We start from the raw sequence: 20174 nt of genomic DNA, 5'->3' as shown, positions 1-20174 counted from the left end.
CTGCCCCCGCATTTTAAGGGGGCAGCATGCTTAACATCGTTTTATTCGAACCAGAAATTCCGCCGAATACCGGGAATATCATCCGCCTGTGCGCCAACACCGGTTTTCGTTTGCATATTATCGAGCCAATGGGGTTTGCGTGGGATGACAAACGCCTGCGCCGTGCCGGGCTGGATTATCACGAATTTACCGCCGTGGTCCGCCATCACGATTACGCCGCGTTTATGGAAGCGCAAAAGCCGCAACGTATGTTTGCCCTGACGACGAAAGGCACGCCTGCACACAGTGCGGTGAGCTATCAGGAAGGCGATTATCTGATGTTTGGTCCGGAGACGCGCGGGTTGCCTGCCACTATTCTTGACGCCCTGCCTGCTGAGCAAAAAATCCGTATTCCGATGATGCCGGACAGCCGGAGCATGAACCTGTCGAACGCGGTGTCGGTAGTAGTGTACGAAGCCTGGCGCCAGCTGGGATATGCTGGCGCGATATTACGAAGCTGATGTTGTCGGGTAGCGTTTAAATCCCGTCGCCATACTCAAAGGTATGGTGGATACCGTTGAAGTGCTGATCCATATCCATCGCGGGTTTATCGCTCTCTGGCTTGCCAACGATACGCGCTGGCACTCCAGCGGCGGTGGTATGCGGTGGAACAGGTTGCAGCACCACGGAACCGGCGCCGATTTTCGCGCCGCGCCCCACTTCGATATTGCCGAGAATTTTCGCGCCCGCGCCAATCATCACCCCTTCACGGATCTTCGGATGGCGATCGCCGCTGGTTTTACCGGTACCCCCGAGGGTGACGGACTGCAGAATCGACACGTCATCCTCGATCACCGCCGTTTCCCCGACGACAATCCCCGTGGCGTGGTCGAGCATGATTCCACGACCAATTTTCGCCGCCGGGTGGATATCGACCTGGAAAGTGACGGAAACCTGGTTCTGCAAGAAGATCGCCAGCGCGCGGCGGCCCTCATTCCACAGCCAGTGGCCAATACGGTAGGCCTGCAGGGCGTGGAAGCCTTTCAGATACAGCAGCGGCGTTGAATATTTATCGACGGCAGGGTCACGCGTGCGCACGGCCTGAATATCACAGGCGGCGGAGGCGATCATTTCAGGGTCAGCGGCATACGCCTCTTCCACCACTTCGCGAATAGCGATCGCGGGCATAATGGAGGACGCCAGTTTGTTGGCGAGCATATAGCTCAGGGCGCTGCCGAGGTTTTCATGCTTGAGTAGCGTCGCGTGGTAGAAACTGGCCAGCATTGGCTCGCAGTCGGCCAAAGCCCGGGCTTCGGCTTTAATATTGTTCCAGACGATATCCAGTTCTTCACACGGCATTGCATACTCCAGGCGGTATCATAATGACCGGCCAGTTCTGCGCCAGCCGGGTCATTCAGGTGACTAAGGTTCCCTGCGATTAATTACTACTGCGCTCGTCCTTGCGTGAGCGACCTAACAGCGTTAATGCTGCCTCGCGCGCATTTTTTCCGCAATACAATACCTGATAAATTTCCTCGGTTATTGGCATTTCGACACCAAAACGGTGCGCCAATTCCCGAACTTCTTTGGTATTGCGATAGCCTTCAACCACCTGACCAATCTTCTCCTGCGCGCCGATCACGTCCATACCCTGTCCAAGCATCATGCCGAAACGGCGGTTGCGAGACTGGTTATCAGTGCAGGTCAGCACCAGATCGCCTAAACCGGCCATCCCCATAAAGGTGGCAGGATCGGCGCCCAGCGCGGTCCCGAGACGAGACATTTCAGTCAGTCCACGGGTGATCAGCGCTGTACGCGCGTTGGCGCCAAAGCCGATACCGTCGGACATCCCGGCACCAATCGCGATGACGTTTTTCACCGCGCCGCCCAGCTGCACACCGATAAAATCGGGATTGCTGTAGACGCGGAAGCTCTTACCGCAGTGCAGCAAATGCTGGAGATCGTCGGAGAAGGTCTGATCGGTCGATGCCAGAGAGATGGCCGTTGGCAGGCCTGCGGCCAGCTCTTTGGCAAACGTCGGCCCGGAGATCACCGCGAGCGGAATGTCATCACCCAGAATTTCGCGGGCGACATCCTGCAAGAGACGTCCGGTTTCCGCTTCCAGCCCTTTCGTCGCCCACACAATGCGCGCATCCGGGCGCATCAGCGCCTTGATCTGGTGCAGCACCTGGCCAAAGACATGGCTCGGCACAACCACGAGAATATTGCGGCTGGCGGCAAGCGCGGTGGCAAGATCGCTTTCGAGATGCAGCGAATCAGGGAAAGGCACGTCAGGAAGAAACGCCACGTTGCAGCGGTCGTGTTGCAACGTCGCGATATGTTTGGGATCGTGGCCCCAGAGAACCACTTCGTGACCATTTCTTGCCAGAGTGATGGCAAGAGCGGTGCCGTAAGAGCCGGCACCGATCACAGTCATTGACGCATTAACTGTACTCATCAGGCATCCTGATGTTGGTCAGTACCTTCGCCAGCTTGCTGCTGCAGATAGTTCATGAACAGCGCATCAAAGTTTACTGGCGCAAGGTTCAGTTGCGGGAATGTACCGCGGGATACCAGGCTGGTGATGCATTCGCGAGCATACGGGAACAGGATGTTCGGGCAGTATGCACCCAGGCAATGCGCCAGCTGATTACCTTCGATACCGCCAACGGAGAAGATACCGCCCTGCTGTACTTCGCACAGGAATGCAGTTTCTTCGCCCAGCGCAGCGGTAACGGTCACGCGCAGCACAACTTCATACACGTCTTCTGCCAGTTGGGTAGAAGCAGTATCAAGATCAAGTTTAACCTCTGGCTGCCAATCTTTCTGGAAAACGTGTGGCGCATTTGGAGCTTCGAAAGAGACATCTTTGGTGTAGATGCGCTGGATCTGGAAACTCATTTCGTTGTTGTTTTGTTCTGACATGGAAATACCCTTTTTAATTGTCCTAAAACGCTATCACAGCAGGGGATCGAGCCCGCCGCGTGCATCCAGCGCATACAAGTCATCACAGCCGCCAATGTGCTGCGCATCAATAAAAATCTGCGGAACCGTCGTGCGGCCACTACGTTTGATCATCTCTTCACGTTTTGCCGCATCGCCATCAATGGGCAGTTCCTGGAAAGTTACCCCTTTGCTGTTTAGCAGCGCTTTTGCACGATGGCAAAACGGGCAGGTCGCTTTGGTGTAGATTTCAATATTGGCCATCACGTCGTTCCTCTTATTTACCGCGAACTAAAGGCAGATTCTCACCGCTCCAGCCAGAGACGCCGTCTTTCAGTACAAAGACTTTATCGAAGCCAGCTTTGGTGAGTGCGCTCGCCGGGTCCTGAGCCTGCATGCCGGTACCGTCAACCACGATAATCGGTTTGTCTTTATGCTTTTCCAGCTCGCCAAGATTGTTGGCTTTGATTTCTGTTGGCAGCAGGTTAATAGACCCTGCAATGTGCCCTTTACGGAAATCATCACGCTGGCGCAGATCCACAACGACCGCGTCTTCTTTGTTGATGAGGCGCGTTGCTTCGCCACGGGTAATAACCTTAACTTTAGACGTAAGGCCTTTAAACGTGGTGAACAGCACAGCGGCCAGTAAACCAATCCACGCGATACTGAGTACTGGGTGGCGGCTAACAAATTGCATAATTTCTTGCATGGGGGGTAACAACTCCCGACGTAGTGATTAAAAAAACCAGGACAGGAGTATACCTGTGCGTTGTGGCAAATACAGCCAGCGAGAATAAGCTAATCCATTTTCTGCGGCATGCCACGAAAAAAAAGCGTCAAAATGAGCACACCCGCCGCCTGTCCCCTCCCTTTCTTTGATCTTCTGCGGCTATTTTATCGATTCAGCTGTAGTAAAATTACGCAAATTTTTTGTCTCTTGAGCATGAGGTTGTCGCAATGTCGGTTTCTAAAAAACCTATGGTACTGGTGATTCTGGATGGTTATGGCTATCGTGAGGACAGCCAGGATAACGCCATTTTCAACGCTAAAACCCCGGTCATGGATGCGCTGTGGGCAAAACGTCCGCATACCCTGATTGACGCTTCTGGCCTGGAAGTTGGCCTGCCAGACCGTCAGATGGGCAACTCCGAAGTGGGACACGTCAACCTGGGCGCCGGTCGTATCGTCTATCAGGACCTGACCCGCCTGGACGTTGAAATTAAAGAACGTACTTTCTTCACCAACCCGGTGTTGACCACCGCCGTTGATAAAGCGGTCAATGCGGGCAAAGCCGTCCACATCATGGGCCTGCTCTCTGCAGGTGGTGTTCACAGCCACGAAGATCACATCCTGGCGATGGTTGAGATGGCTGCCGAACGCGGCGCAGAAAAAATCTATCTGCACGCTTTCCTCGACGGCCGCGACACCCCACCGCGCAGCGCGAAATCCTCCCTGCAAACCTTTGAAGAGAAATTTTCTGAACTGGGCAAAGGCCGCGTGGCGTCTATCATTGGCCGTTACTTCGCCATGGACCGCGACAACCGCTGGGACCGCGTTGAGAAAGCCTACGACCTGATGACCCAGGCAGCAGGCGAATTCCAGTTTGATACCGCTGTTGCCGGTCTGGAAGCCGCTTACGCGCGCGATGAAAACGACGAATTCGTGAAAGCGACCGTGATCCGTGCTGAAGGCCAGGCCGATGCCGCAATGGAAGACGGCGATGCGCTGATCTTCATGAACTTCCGCGCTGACCGTGCGCGCGAAATCACCCGCGCTTTCGTGAACGCGGATTTCGACGGTTTTGCCCGTAAAAAAGTCGTGAACCTCGACTTCATCATGCTGACCGAGTACGCCGCAGACATCAAAGTCCCTTGCGCGTATCCACCGGCATCGCTGGCAAACACCTTCGGCGAGTGGATGGCGAAGAACGACAAAACGCAGCTACGTATTTCTGAAACCGAAAAATATGCGCACGTGACCTTCTTCTTCAACGGCGGTGTTGAAGAGCCGTTCAAAGGCGAAGACCGCATTCTGATCAACTCTCCGAAAGTGGCGACTTACGATCTACAGCCAGAAATGAGCTCTGCTGAACTGACCGAGAAACTGGTTGCGGCAATTAAAAGCGGTAAATACGACACCATCATCTGTAACTACCCGAACGGCGATATGGTCGGGCATACGGGCGTGATGGAAGCCGCGGTGAAAGCGGTTGAAGCGCTGGACCACTGCGTTGACGAAGTGACCAAAGCGGTCGAATCCGTCGGTGGCCAACTGCTGATTACAGCTGACCACGGTAACGCAGAACAGATGCGCGATCCGTCTACCGGACAGGCGCACACAGCACACACCAACCTGCCTGTTCCGCTGATTTACGTGGGTGAGAAATCTCTGAAAGCAGTGGAAGGCGGCAAGCTTTCTGACATCGCACCAACCATGTTGACGCTGATGGGTATGGAAATCCCGCAAGAGATGACTGGCAAGCCGCTGTTCATCGTGGAATAATCCCTCCCCATGAGGGGAAAGGCGATTTTTTCAATCACATGGGTCGTGAAGCCGTTACGGTTATCAGTCAGGCCTCTGCTTTACGCCAGCGCACTCAGCGCTGGCGTATTGCTGTGCGCCGCATCCGCCCACGCTGACGATCGCGATCAGCTCAAATCTATTCAGGCCGATATCGCCGCCAAAGAGCGCGCGGTACGCCAGCAGCAACAGCAACGCGCCTCACTGCTTGCACAGTTAAAGCAGCAGGAGGAAGCGATCTCCGCCGCCGCGCGCAAACTGCGCGAAACACAGAACACCCTTTCCGTGCTGAACAAGCAAATCGATGAGATGAATGCGTCGATTGCCAAACTGGAACTCCAGCGAGCCACTCAGGAACGTAACCTTGCAGCACAGCTCGACGCTGCGTTTCGTCAGGGCGAGCACACCGGCATTCAGCTGATCCTCAGCGGGGAAGAGAGCCAGCGCGGGCAGCGCCTGCAGGCCTATTTCGGCTATCTGAACCAGGCACGTCAGGAGACCATCGCGCAGCTTAAACAGACGCGCGAAGAGGTCACCTCGCAGAAAGCCGAGCTGGAAGAGAAGCAAAGTCAGCAGCAGACCCTGCTTTACGATCAGCAGGCGCAGCAGGCGAAGCTGGAGCAGGCGCGGAACGAACGTAAGAAAACCCTCTCCGGGCTGGAATCTTCCATTCAGGAAGGCCAGGCGCAGCTGGGTGAAATGCGCGCCAACGAAACAAAACTGCGCAACAGTATTGCTCGCGCAGAAGCCGCCGCCCGGGCACGCGCCGAGAAAGAGGCCCGCGAAGCGCAAGCCGTGAAAGACCGTCAACAGGAAGCCTCCCGCAAAGGCTCGACCTACAAGCCAACGGAAAGCGAGCGCTCGCTTATCTCACGTACCGGCGGATTAGGCGCCCCACGCGGACAAGCCTACTGGCCCGTGCGCGGCTCTATTTTGCATCGCTATGGCGAACAGCTGCAGGGTGAGCTACGTTGGAAGGGTATCGTGATTGGCGCGTCGGAAGGGAGCGAAGTCAAAGCGATCGCCGATGGCCGCGTGATCCTCGCCGACTGGCTGCAAGGCTATGGTCTGGTGGTGGTGGTTGAGCACGGGAAAGGCGACATGAGTCTTTACGGCTACAACCAAAGCGCGCTGGTCAGCGTCGGCACTCAGGTCCGTGCAGGACAACCCATCGCCCTTGTGGGCAGCAGTGGCGGTCAGGGCCGCCCGTCACTCTATTTCGAAATTCGTCGCCAGGGTCAGGCGGTCAATCCACAGCCGTGGTTGGGAAGATAAGTTTTGCTTCAATTTCGTCGTATTGTTCTCTCCGTCGTCAGTGCACTGGCGCTAGCTTCACCGGTTTACGCAGGCAAATTAGCCATCGTCATTGATGACTTTGGCTATCGTCCGCACAACGAGAATCAGGTGCTGGCGATGCCGTCGGCCATCTCCGTCGCCGTCTTACCGAATGCACCGCACGCGCGTGAAATGGCGACCAAAGCCCACAACAGCGGGCATGAAGTGCTCATCCACCTGCCAATGGCGCCGCTGAGCAAACAACCGCTGGAAAAAGACACCCTCCGTCCGGAGATGAGCAGCGACGAGATCGAGCGCATCATCCGCGACGCCTACGGCAAAGTGCCGTTTGCGGTCGGGCTGAATAACCACATGGGCAGCGCCATGACCTCGAGCCTGTTCGGGATGCAGAAAGTGATGCAAGCACTGGAGCGCTACAACCTCTATTTTCTCGACAGTATGACCATCGGCAATAGCCAGTCTATGCGCGCCGCGCAGGGCACGGGCGTGAAAGTGATTAAGCGCAAAGTGTTTCTTGATGACACCCAGAACGAAGCCGATATTCGCTTCCAGTTTAATCGCGCCGTCCAGTTGGCTCGCCGCACGGGCTCCGCGATCGCCATTGGTCACCCGCACCCGTCCACGGTGCGTGTCTTGCAGCAAATGCTGCCGACGCTGCCCTCAGACATCACGCTGGTCCGCCCAAGCAGTCTGCTGAACGAACCGCAGGTTGATACGTCACGGCCAGACACTTCCACGCCAGGCAGCAAGCCACGCACGGAGCCTAAAAATCCATTCCGTGGCGTACAGATTTGCAAACCGAAACAGCCGCCTGAGCCGGTCTATGCGACCCGATTCTTCACAGTGATAGGTGAGAGCGTCAGCCAAAGCTCGCTGGTGACTTACTTCCAGCACCAGTGGCAGGGCTGGGGTAAGAAAGCGTAATTATTCTGTGAGATGAGAGTCCGCTGGCTTTTTCGCCACGGACTCTTTTTGATCCTGGTGCTGATACCAGGCTTTGAAATATTTCAGGAAGCTGTACGAAATGGCATACAACCCCGTCACGATCCCCACTTTTCCCTGCCGCCATGCGCCGCTCAGCAGATACCATTTAAAGAACGCGCCAATACCGCTGACCACACCGCGCACGATAGAAGGCCGCACGTTCTGATATTTCACCAGCCGGGACGTGTAGCTATTCAGCTTATTGAACACTTCATGAAGAGTGTAAAACGTGTCATGACGAACCCGGCCCGGCATTTTGATTGCCTTAAGCGCGCCTTCCACTTTGTCATCGACCGGACGGTGATTAAACCGGGCATGTGTACGATTGAACAGACGCACCGGGAAGTCTGGTGAAGAGACGGGATAAATGGTCCGGACCTCTTCACCCAGCACATGCCAGTAGCGCGGAATACGCCAGGCCTGATCAGCGGCAGGGTCATCGCCCGCTTTGAGCGCCAGAATGAAATCAACCAGCTCAGCGTCGAGGATCTCATCGCTGTCCATGCACAGCACCCAGTCGTTTGTCGCCAGATCAATCGCATGATTCATCTGCGCACCGTGCATTGCATAGGAGTGGTAGTGGGTGGTAAGGCCGTATTCACGGCAGATTTCCAGCGTGGCATCCGTACTCCCGGAATCAACCACGACGAATTCATCCGCCACGGTGAGCAGCGGTGGCAGGACTTCACGCAGCAGACGCGCTGAGTTACAGGTCAATAAACAAACGGTAAGCTTGAACATAGGCACTGTAAAAGTAAATGAAACCTAAACAAACTTTATAAGCGTGTGGTTAAAAAAGCGAAGTAAAAATCGAAATAATCTGATTGCGGATACAAGAAGTGTGAAAGAGTCGAAAAAAAAAGCGCCCGCAGGCGCTTTCATGGTTAATCCCAGCTCAGGATCACTTTCCCGGACTGGCCCGAGCGCATCGCATCGAAACCTTTCTGGAAATCATCGATGCCGAAATGGTGCGTAATGATTGGCGTCAGGTCCAGACCGGACTGGATCAGCGCAGCCATTTTGTACCAGGTTTCAAACATCTCACGGCCATAAATGCCTTTGATGAACAGCCCTTTAAAGATGACTTTGTTCCAGTCGATAGACATATCTGATGGCGGAATACCCAGCATCGCGATACGGCCACCGTGGTTCATGGTATCGAGCATAGTGCGGAACGCAGGCGGTGCGCCGGACATCTCCAGTCCCACATCGAAGCCTTCGGTCATGCCAAGCTCGGTCATCACGTCGCTCAGGTTCTTTTTCGAGACATCCACTGCGCGAGTCACGCCCATTTTGCGCGCCAGAGACAGGCGGTATTCGTTCACATCGGTGATCACGACGTTACGCGCACCCACGTGTTTCGCCACCGCTGCGGCCATAATGCCAATTGGGCCTGCGCCTGAGACCAGCACATCCTCGCCCACTAAATCAAACGACAGCGCTGTGTGAACCGCGTTGCCGAACGGGTCGAAGATCGAAGCCAGGTCGTCAGAGATGTTGTCCGGAATTTTGAAAGCATTAAACGCCGGGATCACCAGATATTCAGCGAAACAGCCCGGACGGTTAACGCCTACACCTACGGTGTTGCGGCACAGATGGGTGCGTCCACCGCGACAGTTACGGCAGTGACCGCAGGTGATATGGCCTTCACCGGAGACGCGATCGCCGATTTTGAACCCCTTCACTTCCTGGCCGATACCGACCACTTCGCCGACGTATTCATGACCAACCACCATCGGAACCGGAATGGTTTTTTGCGACCACTGATCCCAGTTGTAGATGTGAACGTCAGTACCGCAAATGGCGGTTTTACGAATTTTGATCAGCAGATCGTTATGACCGACTTCCGGCTCCGGCACGTCGGTCATCCAAATCCCTTCTTCCGCTTTCAGTTTGGATAACGCTTTCATCACACGTCCTCAGGCAATCACGCCCAGTTGTTTGCCGATGCGGGTAAAGGCTGCCACCGCACGCTCGATTTGCTCAGGTGAGTGCGCCGCAGACATCTGGGTGCGGATACGCGCCTGACCTTTTGGCACCACCGGGAAGAAGAACCCAGTGACGTAAATCCCCTCTTTTTGCAACTCGCGTGCAAAGTTTTGCGCCACAACCGCGTCACCTAACATCACCGGGATAATCGCGTGGTCGGCACCTGCCAGCGTAAAGCCTGCAGCGGTCATTTTTTCGCGGAACAGACGCGCGTTAGACCACAGGCGATCGCGCAGCTCAGCGCCCGACTCAACCATCTCCAGCACTTTAATGGAGGCAGAGACAATCGCCGGTGCCAGAGAGTTAGAGAACAGATACGGACGGGAGCGCTGGCGCAACCATTCGACCACTTCCTTGCGCGCTGCGGTATAGCCGCCGGACGCGCCGCCGAGCGCTTTGCCCAGCGTACCGGTGATGATGTCCACGCGACCCATCACGTCACAATATTCGTGGGAACCGCGACCGTTTTCACCGACAAAACCGACCGCGTGTGAGTCATCGACCATCACCAGCGCATCGTATTTGTCTGCCAGGTCGCACACGCCTTTCAGGTTGGCGATAACGCCGTCCATGGAGAACACGCCGTCGGTGGCGATCAGTACGTGACGCGCACCGGCTTCACGCGCCTCTTTCAGACGCGCTTCCAGCTCCTGCATGTCGTTGTTGGCATAGCGGAAACGCTTCGCTTTACACAGACGCACGCCGTCGATAATCGAAGCATGGTTCAGGGCATCAGAGATAATCGCGTCTTCCGCACCCAGCAGGGTCTCAAACAGACCGCCGTTGGCGTCGAAGCAGGAAGAGTAGAGAATTGCATCTTCCATCCCGAGGAACGCCGCCAGCTTGCTCTCAAGCTGTTTGTGGCTGTCCTGCGTGCCACAGATAAAGCGCACGGAGGCCATACCAAAACCGTGGGTGTCCATGCCGTTTTTGGCAGCGGCAATCAGCTCAGGGTGATTCGCAAGACCTAAGTAGTTGTTCGCGCAAAAGTTGATCACCTTGCTGCCGTCAGCGACGGTGATATCCGCCTGCTGCGCAGAAGTGATAATACGTTCTTCTTTGAACAACCCTTCCGCGCGGGCGGTCTCCAGGTCGTTGTTTAACTGTTTGTAAAAATCACCACGCATTGCAATTCTCCAGACTCGGCAAATTTCGGCACATATTACCCAAACCTATACGTCGATACGAGATGACGCATCATCAGTTATCGTTTTTGCAGCATAAATCACGTGTACCCCTGCTGCATATCGGTGAATGGCTGAAGGGGCGCCATACTAATGATATGATATGAATATTAGTGTTCGGGACTGGCCCCGAACTCCACACTACAAAGGTTACCGTTATGATCATCGTTACCGGCGGCGCGGGCTTTATTGGCAGCAATATTATCAAGGCCCTCAATGACAAAGGCATCACCGACATTCTGGTCGTGGACAACCTGAAAGACGGCACCAAGTTCGTGAACCTGGTCGATCTGAATATCGCCGACTACATGGATAAAGAAGATTTCCTTATCCAGATTATGGCAGGTGAAGAGTTCGGCGAGATCGAAGCTATCTTCCACGAAGGTGCCTGCTCCTCCACTACCGAGTGGGACGGCAAGTACATGATGGATAACAACTATCAGTACTCCAAAGAGGTTCTGCACTACTGCCTGGAGCGTGAAATTCCGTTCCTGTACGCCTCTTCTGCGGCGACCTACGGCGGCCGTACCTCCGACTTTATTGAATCACGCGAATACGAACAGCCGCTGAACGTATACGGCTACTCCAAATTCCTGTTCGACGAATACGTGCGTCAGGTTCTGCCGGAAGCCAACTCCCAGATCGTGGGCTTCCGCTATTTCAACGTCTACGGACCGCGTGAAGGCCATAAAGGCAGCATGGCGAGCGTGGCGTTCCACCTGAACACGCAACTGAACAACGGCGAAAGCCCGAAACTGTTCGAAGGCAGCGACGGCTTCAAACGCGATTTCGTCTATGTGGGCGACGTGGCGGCAGTCAATCTGTGGTTCTGGGAAAACGGTGTCTCCGGCATCTTCAACCTGGGTACCGGCCGGGCGGAATCCTTCCAGGCGGTAGCTGACGCGGCGCTGGCCTACCATAAAAAAGGCAGCCTCGAGTACATTCCGTTCCCGGAAAAACTGAAAGGCCGTTACCAGGCGTTCACTCAGGCCGATCTGACCAATCTGCGTGCTGCGGGCTACGATAAGCCGTTCAAGACCGTTGCCGAAGGCGTAACGGAATATATGGCCTGGTTAAACCGCGATTCACAAACACATTAAGCGGTAACAAGGCTGCATCTGAGTGCATCCCCAGGAACATAGGATAACTATGTGACTGAGGTGAAGAAGGCAGCCAACGCTGAGACCGTTTGAAGGATGAAGTGAATGAAAATACTGGTGATTGGTCCGTCATGGGTGGGCGACATGATGATGTCGCAAAGTCTCTATCGCACGCTCAAGGCGCGCTATCCCCAGGCGATAATCGACGTGATGGCACCCGCGTGGTGCCGTCCGTTATTGTCGCGGATGCCGGAAGTGAACGAAGCGATCCCCATGCCGCTCGGCCACGGGGCGTTGGAAATTGGCGAGCGTCGCAAGCTCGGGCATAGCCTGCGCGAGAAACGCTACGACCGCGCGTTTGTTCTGCCGAACTCTTTCAAATCTGCCCTCGTGCCTTTCTTTGCGGGCGTCCCGCACCGCACCGGCTGGCGCGGCGAGATGCGCTACGGTCTGCTTAACGATGCCCGTGTGCTGGATAAAGAGGCCTGGCCGTTAATGGTCGAGCGTTACGTGGCGCTGGCGTATGACAAAGGCGTGATGCGTACAGCGAAAGATCTGCCGCAGCCGCTCCTGTGGCCGCAGTTGCAGGTGCACGACGGCGAAAAATCGCAAACGTGTAATGCGTTTGACCTTTCGGCGGAACGCCCGATGATCGGCTTCTGCCCTGGGGCAGAATTCGGCCCGGCAAAGCGCTGGCCGCACTATCACTACGCCGAGCTGGCAAAACAGCTGATCGACGAAGGCTATCAGATCGTGCTGTTCGGTTCGGCGAAAGACCACGAAGCGGGCAACGAAATCCTCGCCACCCTGAGTAACGAACAGCAGGCCTGGTGTCGCAATCTGGCAGGGGAAACTCAGCTGGAGCAGGCAGTTATCCTGTTGGCGGCCTGTAAAGCGGTCGTCACCAACGATTCGGGGCTGATGCACGTCGCCGCCGCGCTAAACCGCCCGCTGGTCGCGCTGTACGGCCCAAGCAGCCCGGATTTCACGCCGCCTCTGTCCCATAAAGCGCGTGTGATTCGCCTGATCACCGGCTATCACAAGGTCCGCAAAGGCGATGCGGCAGAAGGCTATCACCAGAGTCTGATCGATATTACGCCCCAGCGTGTCCTCGATGAACTCAACGATCTGCTGTTGAACGATGAAGGATAACGAATGCGGGTCTTGATCGTGAAAACCTCTTCTATGGGCGATGTCCTGCACACGCTGCCGTCTCTGACGGACGCGATGCGCGCCATCCCCGGTATTCGTTTTGACTGGGTGGTGGAAGAGGGGTTCGCGCAAATCCCCACCTGGCACGAGGCGGTAGACCGCGTTATCCCGGTGGCGATTCGCCGCTGGCGCAAAGCCTGGTTCTCCGCACCGATTAAAGCTGAACGCAAAGCCTTTCGCGAGGCGGTGCAGGCCCAGCGCTACGATGCAATCATCGACGCCCAGGGTCTGGTTAAAAGCGCCGCACTGGTAACGCGCCTGGCGCATGGCGTCAAACACGGTATGGACTGGCACAGCGCCCGCGAACCGCTGGCGAGCCTGTTCTACAACCGCCGCCACGCCATCGCTAAGCAGCAGCACGCCGTTGAGCGCACGCGCGAGCTGTTCGCTAAAAGCCTCGGCTACGCCAAGCCTGAAATCCAGGGCGATTACGCTATCTCGCAGCACTTCTTAACGGGATCGCCCCATGACGCTCAGCCCTACCTGATTTTCCTCCACGCCACAACGCGCGACGACAAGCACTGGCCAGAATCTCACTGGCGGGAACTGATCGGGCTGCTCGGCCACACAGGCTTGCGGATAAAACTCCCGTGGGGCGCGCCACACGAGGAGGCGCGGGCCAAACGGCTGGCGGAAGGGTTTGATTACGTCGAGGTTCTGCCACGCATGAAACTCGATGGCGTCGCACAACAGCTGGCGGGGGCGACCGCGGTGGTTTCCGTGGATACAGGGCTAAGTCACCTGACGGCGGCCCTCGATCGACCTAATATTACGCTTTACGGCCCAACCGATCCGGGCCTTATCGGCGGCTACGGAAAAAATCAAACTATCTGCCGCCCGGAACATTCATTGCAGCTGAGCGACCTCAGCGCCGCTGCGGTTTTTGCGCAATTAGAGCCTTTGCTGGCAGCAGAGAGAGCCTATGTCTGATTTTTTCTCAGCGGAGCGTCCGCCAAAACGCGTGCTGATCATTAAGCTGCGTCACCACGGTGACGTCCTGCTGACCTCCCCGGTCTTTACCGTATTGAAAAAAAACTGGCCGGACGTGGAAGTCGATGCCCTGGTGTATGACGACACCCAGGCGATGCTCACCAGCCATCCGTACATTGACCAGGTGCATACCATTGGCCGCAACTGGCGCAAGCAGGGGTGGTTTGCCCAGCTCCGCCTGTACCGTGCGCTGCTCAAAACGCTGAAAGCGCGTCACTACGACGTGCTGATTAACCTCACCGAACACTGGCACGGCGCGCGTCTGGCGCGTCGTCTGAAACCGCGCGTCTCCGTGGGCTTTAAGCCGGAGAAACGCAGCGGGCTGGCGCGTCGTCGCTGGGTGAATTCCTTCACCACGCTGTATCCGGCGATTCAGGATAACAGCCGTCACATGGTGGAGGTGAACCTCGACGCCCTGCGTCGGATCGGGATTCACCCGCAAAACGATGACGATAAACATACGCTGTTTGTGCCAGGCGACGCGGCGGAAGCCTCAATCGCGGAAAAACTGGCCGGTTTTGGCCTTGCCAGCAAATCCTATATTCTGGTGCACCCGACCTCCCGCTGGATGTTCAAAGCCTGGGATATCAAAAAGCTGGCGGCCACCATCGACAACCTCGCCTCGCGCGGGCTGCCTATTATACTCTCGGCTGCACCGTCGAAAGAGGAGTCGGCCTATATGGATGAGCTGCGGGCTGCGCTCAGACAACCGGTGTTTGATTTAAGCGGACAGCTGAATCTGAAAGAGCTGGGCGCCCTGATGAAACATGCGCGGATCTACTTCGGCGTCGACTCAATGCCGATGCACCTCGCGAGCGCCGTCGGCACGCCAACCGTGGCGATTTTCGGCCCGACAGGGGCGATCAAATGGGCACCGTGGGGCGTGAACTATCGCGTCATCACCGCCGGAATGACCTGCCAGCCGTGTGGCAAAGCAGGCTGTGGCGATGGCGGCGTGTCGGACTGTATTACGGCCATTACGCCTCAGCAGGTTCTGAGCGCCATTGATACGCTGCTGCTGGACTCTCCGGCATGAAACTGGCGATCGTCCGACAAACCTATAACCCCAACGGCGGCGCGGAGCGCTTTGTCTCCCGCGCGCTGAACGTCCTGGCGCAGGATACGGCGCTGGATGTGACGCTGATTGCCCGCCAGTGGGAAGACGCTGCCGGCTGGAACACGCTGACGGTAAACCCGCCGTTTCGTAACCGTCTGACCCGCGAATCCGGCTTTGCTGACGCTGCCGCCGCGCAGTTTGCGCAATTCGATATCGTGCAAAGCCATGAGCGCATTCCGGGCGCGACGATTTTCCGCGCGGGCGATGGTGTTCACGCCACCTGGCTTGAGCAATACAGTCGCATTTTGTCGCCGCTGGCGCGCTGGGCGCAGTCCCTGAGCCGCTATCATCGCTATATTTTGCAGGCAGAAACGCAGATGTTTACCCATCCGCAGCTGCGCAAAGTGATCTGCAACTCGAAGATGGTGCGCGACGATATTGCTCGCCGCTTTGCGCTGCCGGACGATAAATTGACGGTGATTTATAACGGCGTCGATACCCAACATTTCTCGCCCGACGTGCGCGCGCTGTCCCAGCGTGATGCGTGGGGCATTCCGCGCCATGCCCCGGTGCTGGCGTATGTCGGGTCCGGCTTCAGTCGCAAAGGGGTGGCTACTGCCCTGCGGGCCATTGCGCCGCATCCTGACGTCTGGCTGGTGCTCGCCGGGCGCGATAAACATGCCCGTAAATTCGAAAAGCTAGCCCAGACTCTTGGCGTGGCTTCCCGCGTACGTTTTCTGGGACCGGTTGCCGATGTTCGCCAGGTGTACGGCACCGCCGATGCGCTGATCCTGCCGACCCTTTACGATCCTTTCCCGAACGTCTGCGTCGAAGCGCTGGCCTGCGGCCTGCCGCTGATAACCAGCCACGGCTGCGGTGCGGCAGAGTGGATCGAAGAAGGCGTTAACGGCTGGGTACGTGATGCCCTCGACAGTAACGGCTATCAGCAGGTCGTCGGCGAATGGCTTAAAGGGCGAGAACTCGGGCGGGACTATTCAGCAGCGGCGCGCGCCACTGCTGAACCCTACACTCTTGAGAGAATGGCGAAAGAGCTACAGTCGCTTTATCACGATTTGCTGCGCTGAGCGGCATCGGAAAAAACCTTCTCCATCGCATCCAGCATGCATTCGCGCGTAAAATGGGCGCACAGGTAGTCATATCCCTGCTGCGCCAGCGTCTCGCGAAGAGGCGCGTCGTTATACAGTTTCTCAATCGCCCCTTGCAGTGCAGACTCATCACGCTGAGCAATCAATAATCCCGTTTTGCCGTCGATCACCGCATCCGCTGTACCACCCGCATCGGTGGCTATGGTCGCGATACGTGAGGCCAGCGACTGCAATACCCCCTGCGGTACCCCTTCCATATCGTGCGATGGGCTAAGGGCGATATCAAACGCCGGGAACCAGCGCTCCGGATCGCTACGATGCCCGGCCATGAGCACGCGCTGCTGCAACCCCAACGCGGTGATTTCCTGCTCCAGCGTCGCCTTGTGTGGCCCCTCACCGACGATCGCCAGTTTAATACGCGGGTTATCAATCTTCGCCAGAGCGCGCAGCAACACGCTGTGGCCTTTGTTCGGGCGCAGATGCGAGACCACACCGAGCCAGAAATCATCCTGCGTCAAACCGCAGTGCTCACGGGCCTGCTGTTTATCAGCAGGATGAAAACGCTGAGTATCTACCCCACTGGGCACCGACGTGCTCTGTGCCATCGGCACACCAATATCAGCCACCTGATGGCGAAGCGCCTCGCCCGTGGTCACAATATGGGCGCAGGCTTTGCGAAACAGCCAGCGGGTCGTCCAGTTGTTACGTGGAACACCCGATGCATGGCGAGTACGTACCAGCGGGACGGGATTCGAGAGAGTCAGGTTGGCGAGCGCCACCAGCCAGGTATCCGCAGAATTGTGACTATTGATGACATCTATAGATTTTCGGTTGTCTTTTAACCAACGACGCAGCAACTGCAGATTTTTGAAATTTTTGCGCTTCAGCGGCATCGTCACTACCGTCAGCCCAGCTTCACGGGCCAAGGCGTGCAGCGGCGCCGTTTCCGGGCAGAGAATGGTCACCTGATGGCCGCGATGAATAAGCCCTAATGATTCATTGATAATGCGCAGCGGCTGCCCGCCTTTGCCACCATCTGCTTCAGTGTGAACAATATGCATACATTTCCTGTGTTTGGGCTGTAACCGGACTCATACGGGCATTATATACATTGCCGGCAACGGAATGCACAAAGTCAGCATTACGCGGGAAATCACGGATTATTCTTGCTTACAAACATAGTCCTTCTGTAGTTAAGGTATTTGTGGTACTTTTCCCACGCTTTTATTCCCATCGGATATCCGTGGAATTATCGTATAGCATTGTTAACTAACCGGTATAAAAGCCTAAATCCTTAACCAGTACCATAAATATGACAAATATTCGCAACATCCTGACGGGCCTTTTAGTACCGGCTGTACTGGCTTTGTGTTTTGTCTGGCCAATCCCGAATGACCAGCTTCCTTTTCACCGCAATGGCCTGATCTATCCCATCATCGCTGTGACCCTGGGTCTCTTTTTTAGCTCAAGCTCGGCGAAGAAAAACCTTGACGTCAGCAAAATCAAGTTCGTTCTCATCGCGATATGGGTATTAACGTTCTATGTCTTGATTAACGGCTTTTTTGTCGCGCCTGATATTAAAGAGATGGTGTCGACGTGGGATGGACAATGGTTGCGCCCGGTATTACTTTTCTGCGCAGGCCTTGTGTTAATCCCGGCCATTCAAACCCAGTATCCTTCTATTTCAGCCGCCCGCTATTTCACGCTGATCGTTCTCTTTTTCTGGGGCGTAGTCTGTATTCATTTACTGGATACACTCTGGCTCTACTGGCGCGACGGTGTGATCCATTGGGGCGAAACGCGGATTGTATACAACCGCACGCGTATGAGTTTCCAGGTGAATATGATCACTGGATTCCTGATTGCCGAACTGTTAGCGCGCGGCTTACTGCATCAGCGTTTTTTACGCCTGAAAACGCCGTTCCTGGCCTTCATGCTGGTCTGCAACCTGATCTGCACAGCGCTGGTTGATACGCGCTGGGGCACTATCGGCCTGGTCGGCAGTCTCTTTTCGACCTTTGTCCTGCTGAGCCTGCACAGCATGCGTCGTAGTCGGGTGATACTCACTGCGGGGATTTTAGGCATCATTGTCGCCTCCTCGGCCTTATTGGGCTATGCATCCTGGAAAACCGATCCTCGCTGGCAAAGTCTGGAAACTGATGCAATCACTGGCTGGAACGCTCCCTTCACCAGTTTCTGCTACAACAAGACGAACGGGACCGTCCCACGTAACGAGCTGGGCCGCCCAATGGATCATTCCAATGGTTGCCGCGCCAGTTTCTTCCATCAGGGCTGGAAACTGATTGCAGAACATCCCGCAGGGATGGGGCCGCGCAAAGAAGCGTTCCGCTACGTGCTGCGCCGCGATACCCAGGACAACCGCATTAACATTCCTCACAGCCACTACGGCCTGATTGAATTCGGCATCCAGAACGGGATTGCCGGGATTGCGGGCTGGCTGATTTTGCTGGCGGGCTGCTGGTACGTTGGCTGGCGTGAGTTCCGTCATGGCAATACTATGGTCGGGATGTTCTTGCTGCTGTTCACTATCGGTTTCTTCTCCCGAACCATGGTCGATCACAACCTGAAAGACCACTATCTGGAGCAGTATCTACTCTTGACTGGGCTGCTTATCGGGATGTGCGCACTGCGTACGACTAAAGGCACCGAGCCCCTCTCCTGAGTACAAATACCGTGCGCCAGTGCCAGTCCGCACTGGTGCACGTATTTCCACCCGAACTCTTTAGCCTGTAGGCTGTCGAATTGCCATCGCACGTTACGGTTGAATACGCTGATCGCTGCAGCACCGCAGAATAATACGGAGTAAGCATGTCTGGAACGCCTCAATTAAGCCTCATTGTCGCCGTATATAATGGTGAATCTTTTCTGAGCGCTTTTTTTGACAGCATTAAGAAACAGAATCTGGAAAACCTGGAGTTGATCGTGGTGAATGACGGCTCCACTGACAATTCTGCGGACATTATCGCGCGCTACGCCAGTGAATTTAGCGATTTTCAGGTCATCGATCAGCCCAACGGCGGCGTCTCTGCCGCCCGTAATACCGGTCTTGCGGTCGCGAAAGGCGAGTATGTCGCTTTCCCGGATATCGACGATGTAATCTATCCGGGCATGTACCCGCGACTGCTGGAGCTCGCCTTTACTGGAAACCTCGACGTTGCCACCTGTAACGGCACCTACATTTACGATGATGGTCGCCCGTCGAAGAAGATTTTTCCATCTGATAAGCTCGCATCCACGGGCGTTCTCGATGGCCCTACATGGCTACAAATGGCGCTGGAATCGCGTAAATTCCTGCACGTCACCTGGCTGAATATCTATCGCCATGCCTTTATCAAAGAGCAAGGGTTTACCTTCGAGCACGGTCTGCGCCATCAGGATATTCCGTGGACCACGGAAGTGCTGCTGACCGCCAAACGCGTTCAGTATGTGGATGAAGTCTTTTACGATTATCTGATTCACTCAGCGTCGGTTTCCCATACGCCGGGCACCGACGATACGCGGATGCGATCATCTCGCCATTACATGAAAATACTGGAGATGCTGGAGGCGATTAATCAGCGCCATCCAGAACAGGTTAAGCGCGTCCCGTCCTGCCACTGGCAAATCGCCAAAGAAGGTTTGGGCATTCTGCACAGTATTAACAATATCGCAGACAAGGCGAAAAAGCGCGAGATCACCCAGGAGCTGTTCGATCGCGGTATCTGGTCAATGATCTGGAAAAACGCGCGCGGCTTGCGTCAACGCTGGCGTCTGGGACGTCGCTACTTCCGTCTTAAGAAAATCCTCGGCTAAC

The 20174-nt window shown here is 55.8% G+C and carries 20 protein-coding genes; 11 read left to right on the top strand and 9 right to left on the bottom strand.

The features are described from left to right. The first annotated feature begins 26 nt into the window (after positions 1–26). Positions 27–500 (top strand): tRNA (uridine(34)/cytosine(34)/5-carboxymethylaminomethyluridine(34)-2'-O)-methyltransferase TrmL, encoded by a 474-nt coding sequence (gene trmL / locus ETG88_RS16895; RefSeq protein WP_129035872.1) that lies wholly within the window; start codon positions 27–29, stop codon positions 498–500. 16 nt (positions 501–516) lie between these two features. Here trmL and cysE read toward each other — a convergent pair whose 3' ends face one another. The 5 genes from cysE to ETG88_RS16870 form a co-directional block, all read right to left on the bottom strand. Then, positions 517–1338, bottom strand: a complete 822-nt coding sequence (gene cysE, locus ETG88_RS16890; RefSeq protein ID WP_059180464.1) for a serine O-acetyltransferase — start codon at positions 1336–1338, stop codon at positions 517–519. Positions 1339–1417: 79 nt separating this feature from the next. After that, positions 1418–2437, bottom strand: coding sequence for an NAD(P)H-dependent glycerol-3-phosphate dehydrogenase (gene gpsA / locus ETG88_RS16885; RefSeq protein WP_100778177.1), 1020 nt, complete (start codon positions 2435–2437; stop codon positions 1418–1420). Continuing rightward, positions 2437–2904 (bottom strand): protein-export chaperone SecB, encoded by a 468-nt coding sequence (gene secB, locus ETG88_RS16880; protein ID WP_100778178.1) that lies wholly within the window; start codon positions 2902–2904, stop codon positions 2437–2439. The genes gpsA and secB overlap by 1 nt, the downstream gene beginning before the upstream one ends. Before the next feature lie 33 nt (positions 2905–2937). After that, complete coding sequence (gene grxC / locus ETG88_RS16875; protein ID WP_100778179.1) at positions 2938–3186, bottom strand: glutaredoxin 3; 249 nt, start codon at positions 3184–3186, stop codon at positions 2938–2940. 13 nt (positions 3187–3199) lie between these two features. After that, positions 3200–3631, bottom strand: coding sequence for a rhodanese-like domain-containing protein (locus ETG88_RS16870; protein ID WP_095280187.1), 432 nt, complete (start codon positions 3629–3631; stop codon positions 3200–3202). A 248-nt stretch (positions 3632–3879) separates the two neighbouring features. Between ETG88_RS16870 and gpmM the strand changes: the two genes are divergently transcribed. Genes gpmM through ETG88_RS16855 form a run of 3 tightly spaced genes read left to right on the top strand, consistent with a single transcriptional unit; the run spans position 3880 to position 7662 of the window. Beyond that, positions 3880–5424 (top strand): 2,3-bisphosphoglycerate-independent phosphoglycerate mutase, encoded by a 1545-nt coding sequence (gene gpmM, locus ETG88_RS16865; protein ID WP_129035870.1) that lies wholly within the window; start codon positions 3880–3882, stop codon positions 5422–5424. A 33-nt stretch (positions 5425–5457) separates the two neighbouring features. Then, entirely contained in the window at positions 5458–6717 is a 1260-nt protein-coding gene (envC, locus tag ETG88_RS16860) for a murein hydrolase activator EnvC (protein WP_233446128.1), read from the top strand. A 3-nt stretch (positions 6718–6720) separates the two neighbouring features. Continuing rightward, positions 6721–7662, top strand: a complete 942-nt coding sequence (locus ETG88_RS16855) for a divergent polysaccharide deacetylase family protein (RefSeq protein WP_129035867.1) — start codon at positions 6721–6723, stop codon at positions 7660–7662. On the opposite strand, the gene ETG88_RS16850 is transcribed toward ETG88_RS16855, so the two are convergent. The 3 genes from ETG88_RS16850 to kbl all read right to left on the bottom strand — a co-directional run bounded on the left by ETG88_RS16850 (position 7663) and on the right by kbl (position 10838). Beyond that, positions 7663–8463, bottom strand: a complete 801-nt coding sequence (locus tag ETG88_RS16850; protein ID WP_129035865.1) for a glycosyltransferase family 2 protein — start codon at positions 8461–8463, stop codon at positions 7663–7665. It lies immediately after the preceding gene. A 143-nt stretch (positions 8464–8606) separates the two neighbouring features. After that, positions 8607–9632, bottom strand: a complete 1026-nt coding sequence (gene tdh / locus ETG88_RS16845; protein ID WP_129035863.1) for an L-threonine 3-dehydrogenase — start codon at positions 9630–9632, stop codon at positions 8607–8609. 9 nt (positions 9633–9641) lie between these two features. Further along, positions 9642–10838: a glycine C-acetyltransferase gene (gene kbl / locus ETG88_RS16840; RefSeq protein ID WP_107702526.1), complete on the bottom strand. Its 1197-nt coding sequence runs from the start codon at positions 10836–10838 to the stop codon at positions 9642–9644. A 215-nt stretch (positions 10839–11053) separates the two neighbouring features. On the opposite strand from kbl, the gene rfaD reads away from it, so the two are divergent. From rfaD to ETG88_RS16815, 5 genes are all read left to right on the top strand, one after another. Further along, a complete protein-coding gene (gene rfaD / locus ETG88_RS16835; RefSeq protein ID WP_102105062.1) occupies positions 11054–11995 on the top strand; it encodes an ADP-glyceromanno-heptose 6-epimerase in 942 nt (313 codons plus the stop codon). Positions 11996–12100: 105 nt separating this feature from the next. After that, positions 12101–13147, top strand: coding sequence for an ADP-heptose--LPS heptosyltransferase RfaF (gene rfaF / locus ETG88_RS16830; protein WP_102105063.1), 1047 nt, complete (start codon positions 12101–12103; stop codon positions 13145–13147). 3 nt (positions 13148–13150) lie between these two features. Beyond that, complete coding sequence (rfaC, locus tag ETG88_RS16825; protein WP_123429698.1) at positions 13151–14137, top strand: lipopolysaccharide heptosyltransferase RfaC; 987 nt, start codon at positions 13151–13153, stop codon at positions 14135–14137. Continuing rightward, positions 14130–15233 (top strand): putative lipopolysaccharide heptosyltransferase III, encoded by a 1104-nt coding sequence (gene rfaQ, locus ETG88_RS16820; protein ID WP_129035861.1) that lies wholly within the window; start codon positions 14130–14132, stop codon positions 15231–15233. The genes rfaC and rfaQ overlap by 8 nt, the downstream gene beginning before the upstream one ends. Continuing rightward, positions 15230–16339, top strand: a complete 1110-nt coding sequence (locus ETG88_RS16815) for a glycosyltransferase family 4 protein (protein ID WP_129035860.1) — start codon at positions 15230–15232, stop codon at positions 16337–16339. The genes rfaQ and ETG88_RS16815 overlap by 4 nt, the downstream gene beginning before the upstream one ends. On the opposite strand, the gene ETG88_RS16810 is transcribed toward ETG88_RS16815, so the two are convergent. Further along, positions 16321–17421, bottom strand: coding sequence for a glycosyltransferase family 4 protein (locus ETG88_RS16810; protein WP_129035858.1), 1101 nt, complete (start codon positions 17419–17421; stop codon positions 16321–16323). The genes ETG88_RS16815 and ETG88_RS16810 overlap by 19 nt on opposite strands. A gap of 251 nt (positions 17422–17672) precedes the next feature. Between ETG88_RS16810 and ETG88_RS16805 the strand changes: the two genes are divergently transcribed. Next, positions 17673–19043 carry an O-antigen ligase family protein gene (locus ETG88_RS16805; protein ID WP_187469900.1) on the top strand — a complete coding sequence of 457 codons (1371 nt, stop codon included), beginning with the start codon at positions 17673–17675 and terminating at the stop codon, positions 19041–19043. Between the two features lie 146 nt (positions 19044–19189). Next, positions 19190–20173, top strand: coding sequence for a glycosyltransferase (locus tag ETG88_RS16800; RefSeq protein WP_129035856.1), 984 nt, complete (start codon positions 19190–19192; stop codon positions 20171–20173). Position 20174: the final 1 nt, after the last annotated feature.

It is taken from the genome of Lelliottia nimipressuralis (assembly GCF_004115925.1).
In the GTDB taxonomy this organism is placed as follows: Bacteria; Pseudomonadota; Gammaproteobacteria; order Enterobacterales; family Enterobacteriaceae; genus Enterobacter; species Enterobacter nimipressuralis.
This window is presented reverse-complemented; position numbering and strand designations above follow the sequence as displayed.

Excerpts from the sequence above, each read along its gene's own strand:
- trmL (WP_129035872.1), top strand. The coding sequence starts at position 27 with ATGCTTAACATCGTTTTATTCGAACCAGAAATTCCGCCGAATACCGGG.
- cysE (WP_059180464.1), bottom strand. The coding sequence starts at position 1,338 with ATGCCGTGTGAAGAACTGGATATCGTCTGGAACAATATTAAAGCCGAA.
- gpsA (WP_100778177.1), bottom strand. The coding sequence starts at position 2,437 with ATGAGTACAGTTAATGCGTCAATGACTGTGATCGGTGCCGGCTCTTAC.
- secB (WP_100778178.1), bottom strand. The coding sequence starts at position 2,904 with ATGTCAGAACAAAACAACAACGAAATGAGTTTCCAGATCCAGCGCATC.
- grxC (WP_100778179.1), bottom strand. The coding sequence starts at position 3,186 with ATGGCCAATATTGAAATCTACACCAAAGCGACCTGCCCGTTTTGCCAT.
- ETG88_RS16870 (WP_095280187.1), bottom strand. The coding sequence starts at position 3,631 with ATGCAAGAAATTATGCAATTTGTTAGCCGCCACCCAGTACTCAGTATC.
- gpmM (WP_129035870.1), top strand. The coding sequence starts at position 3,880 with ATGTCGGTTTCTAAAAAACCTATGGTACTGGTGATTCTGGATGGTTAT.
- ETG88_RS16850 (WP_129035865.1), bottom strand. The coding sequence starts at position 8,463 with ATGTTCAAGCTTACCGTTTGTTTATTGACCTGTAACTCAGCGCGTCTG.
- tdh (WP_129035863.1), bottom strand. The coding sequence starts at position 9,632 with ATGAAAGCGTTATCCAAACTGAAAGCGGAAGAAGGGATTTGGATGACC.
- kbl (WP_107702526.1), bottom strand. The coding sequence starts at position 10,838 with ATGCGTGGTGATTTTTACAAACAGTTAAACAACGACCTGGAGACCGCC.
- rfaD (WP_102105062.1), top strand. The coding sequence starts at position 11,054 with ATGATCATCGTTACCGGCGGCGCGGGCTTTATTGGCAGCAATATTATC.
- rfaF (WP_102105063.1), top strand. The coding sequence starts at position 12,101 with ATGAAAATACTGGTGATTGGTCCGTCATGGGTGGGCGACATGATGATG.
- rfaC (WP_123429698.1), top strand. The coding sequence starts at position 13,151 with ATGCGGGTCTTGATCGTGAAAACCTCTTCTATGGGCGATGTCCTGCAC.
- rfaQ (WP_129035861.1), top strand. The coding sequence starts at position 14,130 with ATGTCTGATTTTTTCTCAGCGGAGCGTCCGCCAAAACGCGTGCTGATC.
- ETG88_RS16815 (WP_129035860.1), top strand. The coding sequence starts at position 15,230 with ATGAAACTGGCGATCGTCCGACAAACCTATAACCCCAACGGCGGCGCG.
- ETG88_RS16810 (WP_129035858.1), bottom strand. The coding sequence starts at position 17,421 with ATGCATATTGTTCACACTGAAGCAGATGGTGGCAAAGGCGGGCAGCCG.
- ETG88_RS16805 (WP_187469900.1), top strand. The coding sequence starts at position 17,673 with ATGACAAATATTCGCAACATCCTGACGGGCCTTTTAGTACCGGCTGTA.
- ETG88_RS16800 (WP_129035856.1), top strand. The coding sequence starts at position 19,190 with ATGTCTGGAACGCCTCAATTAAGCCTCATTGTCGCCGTATATAATGGT.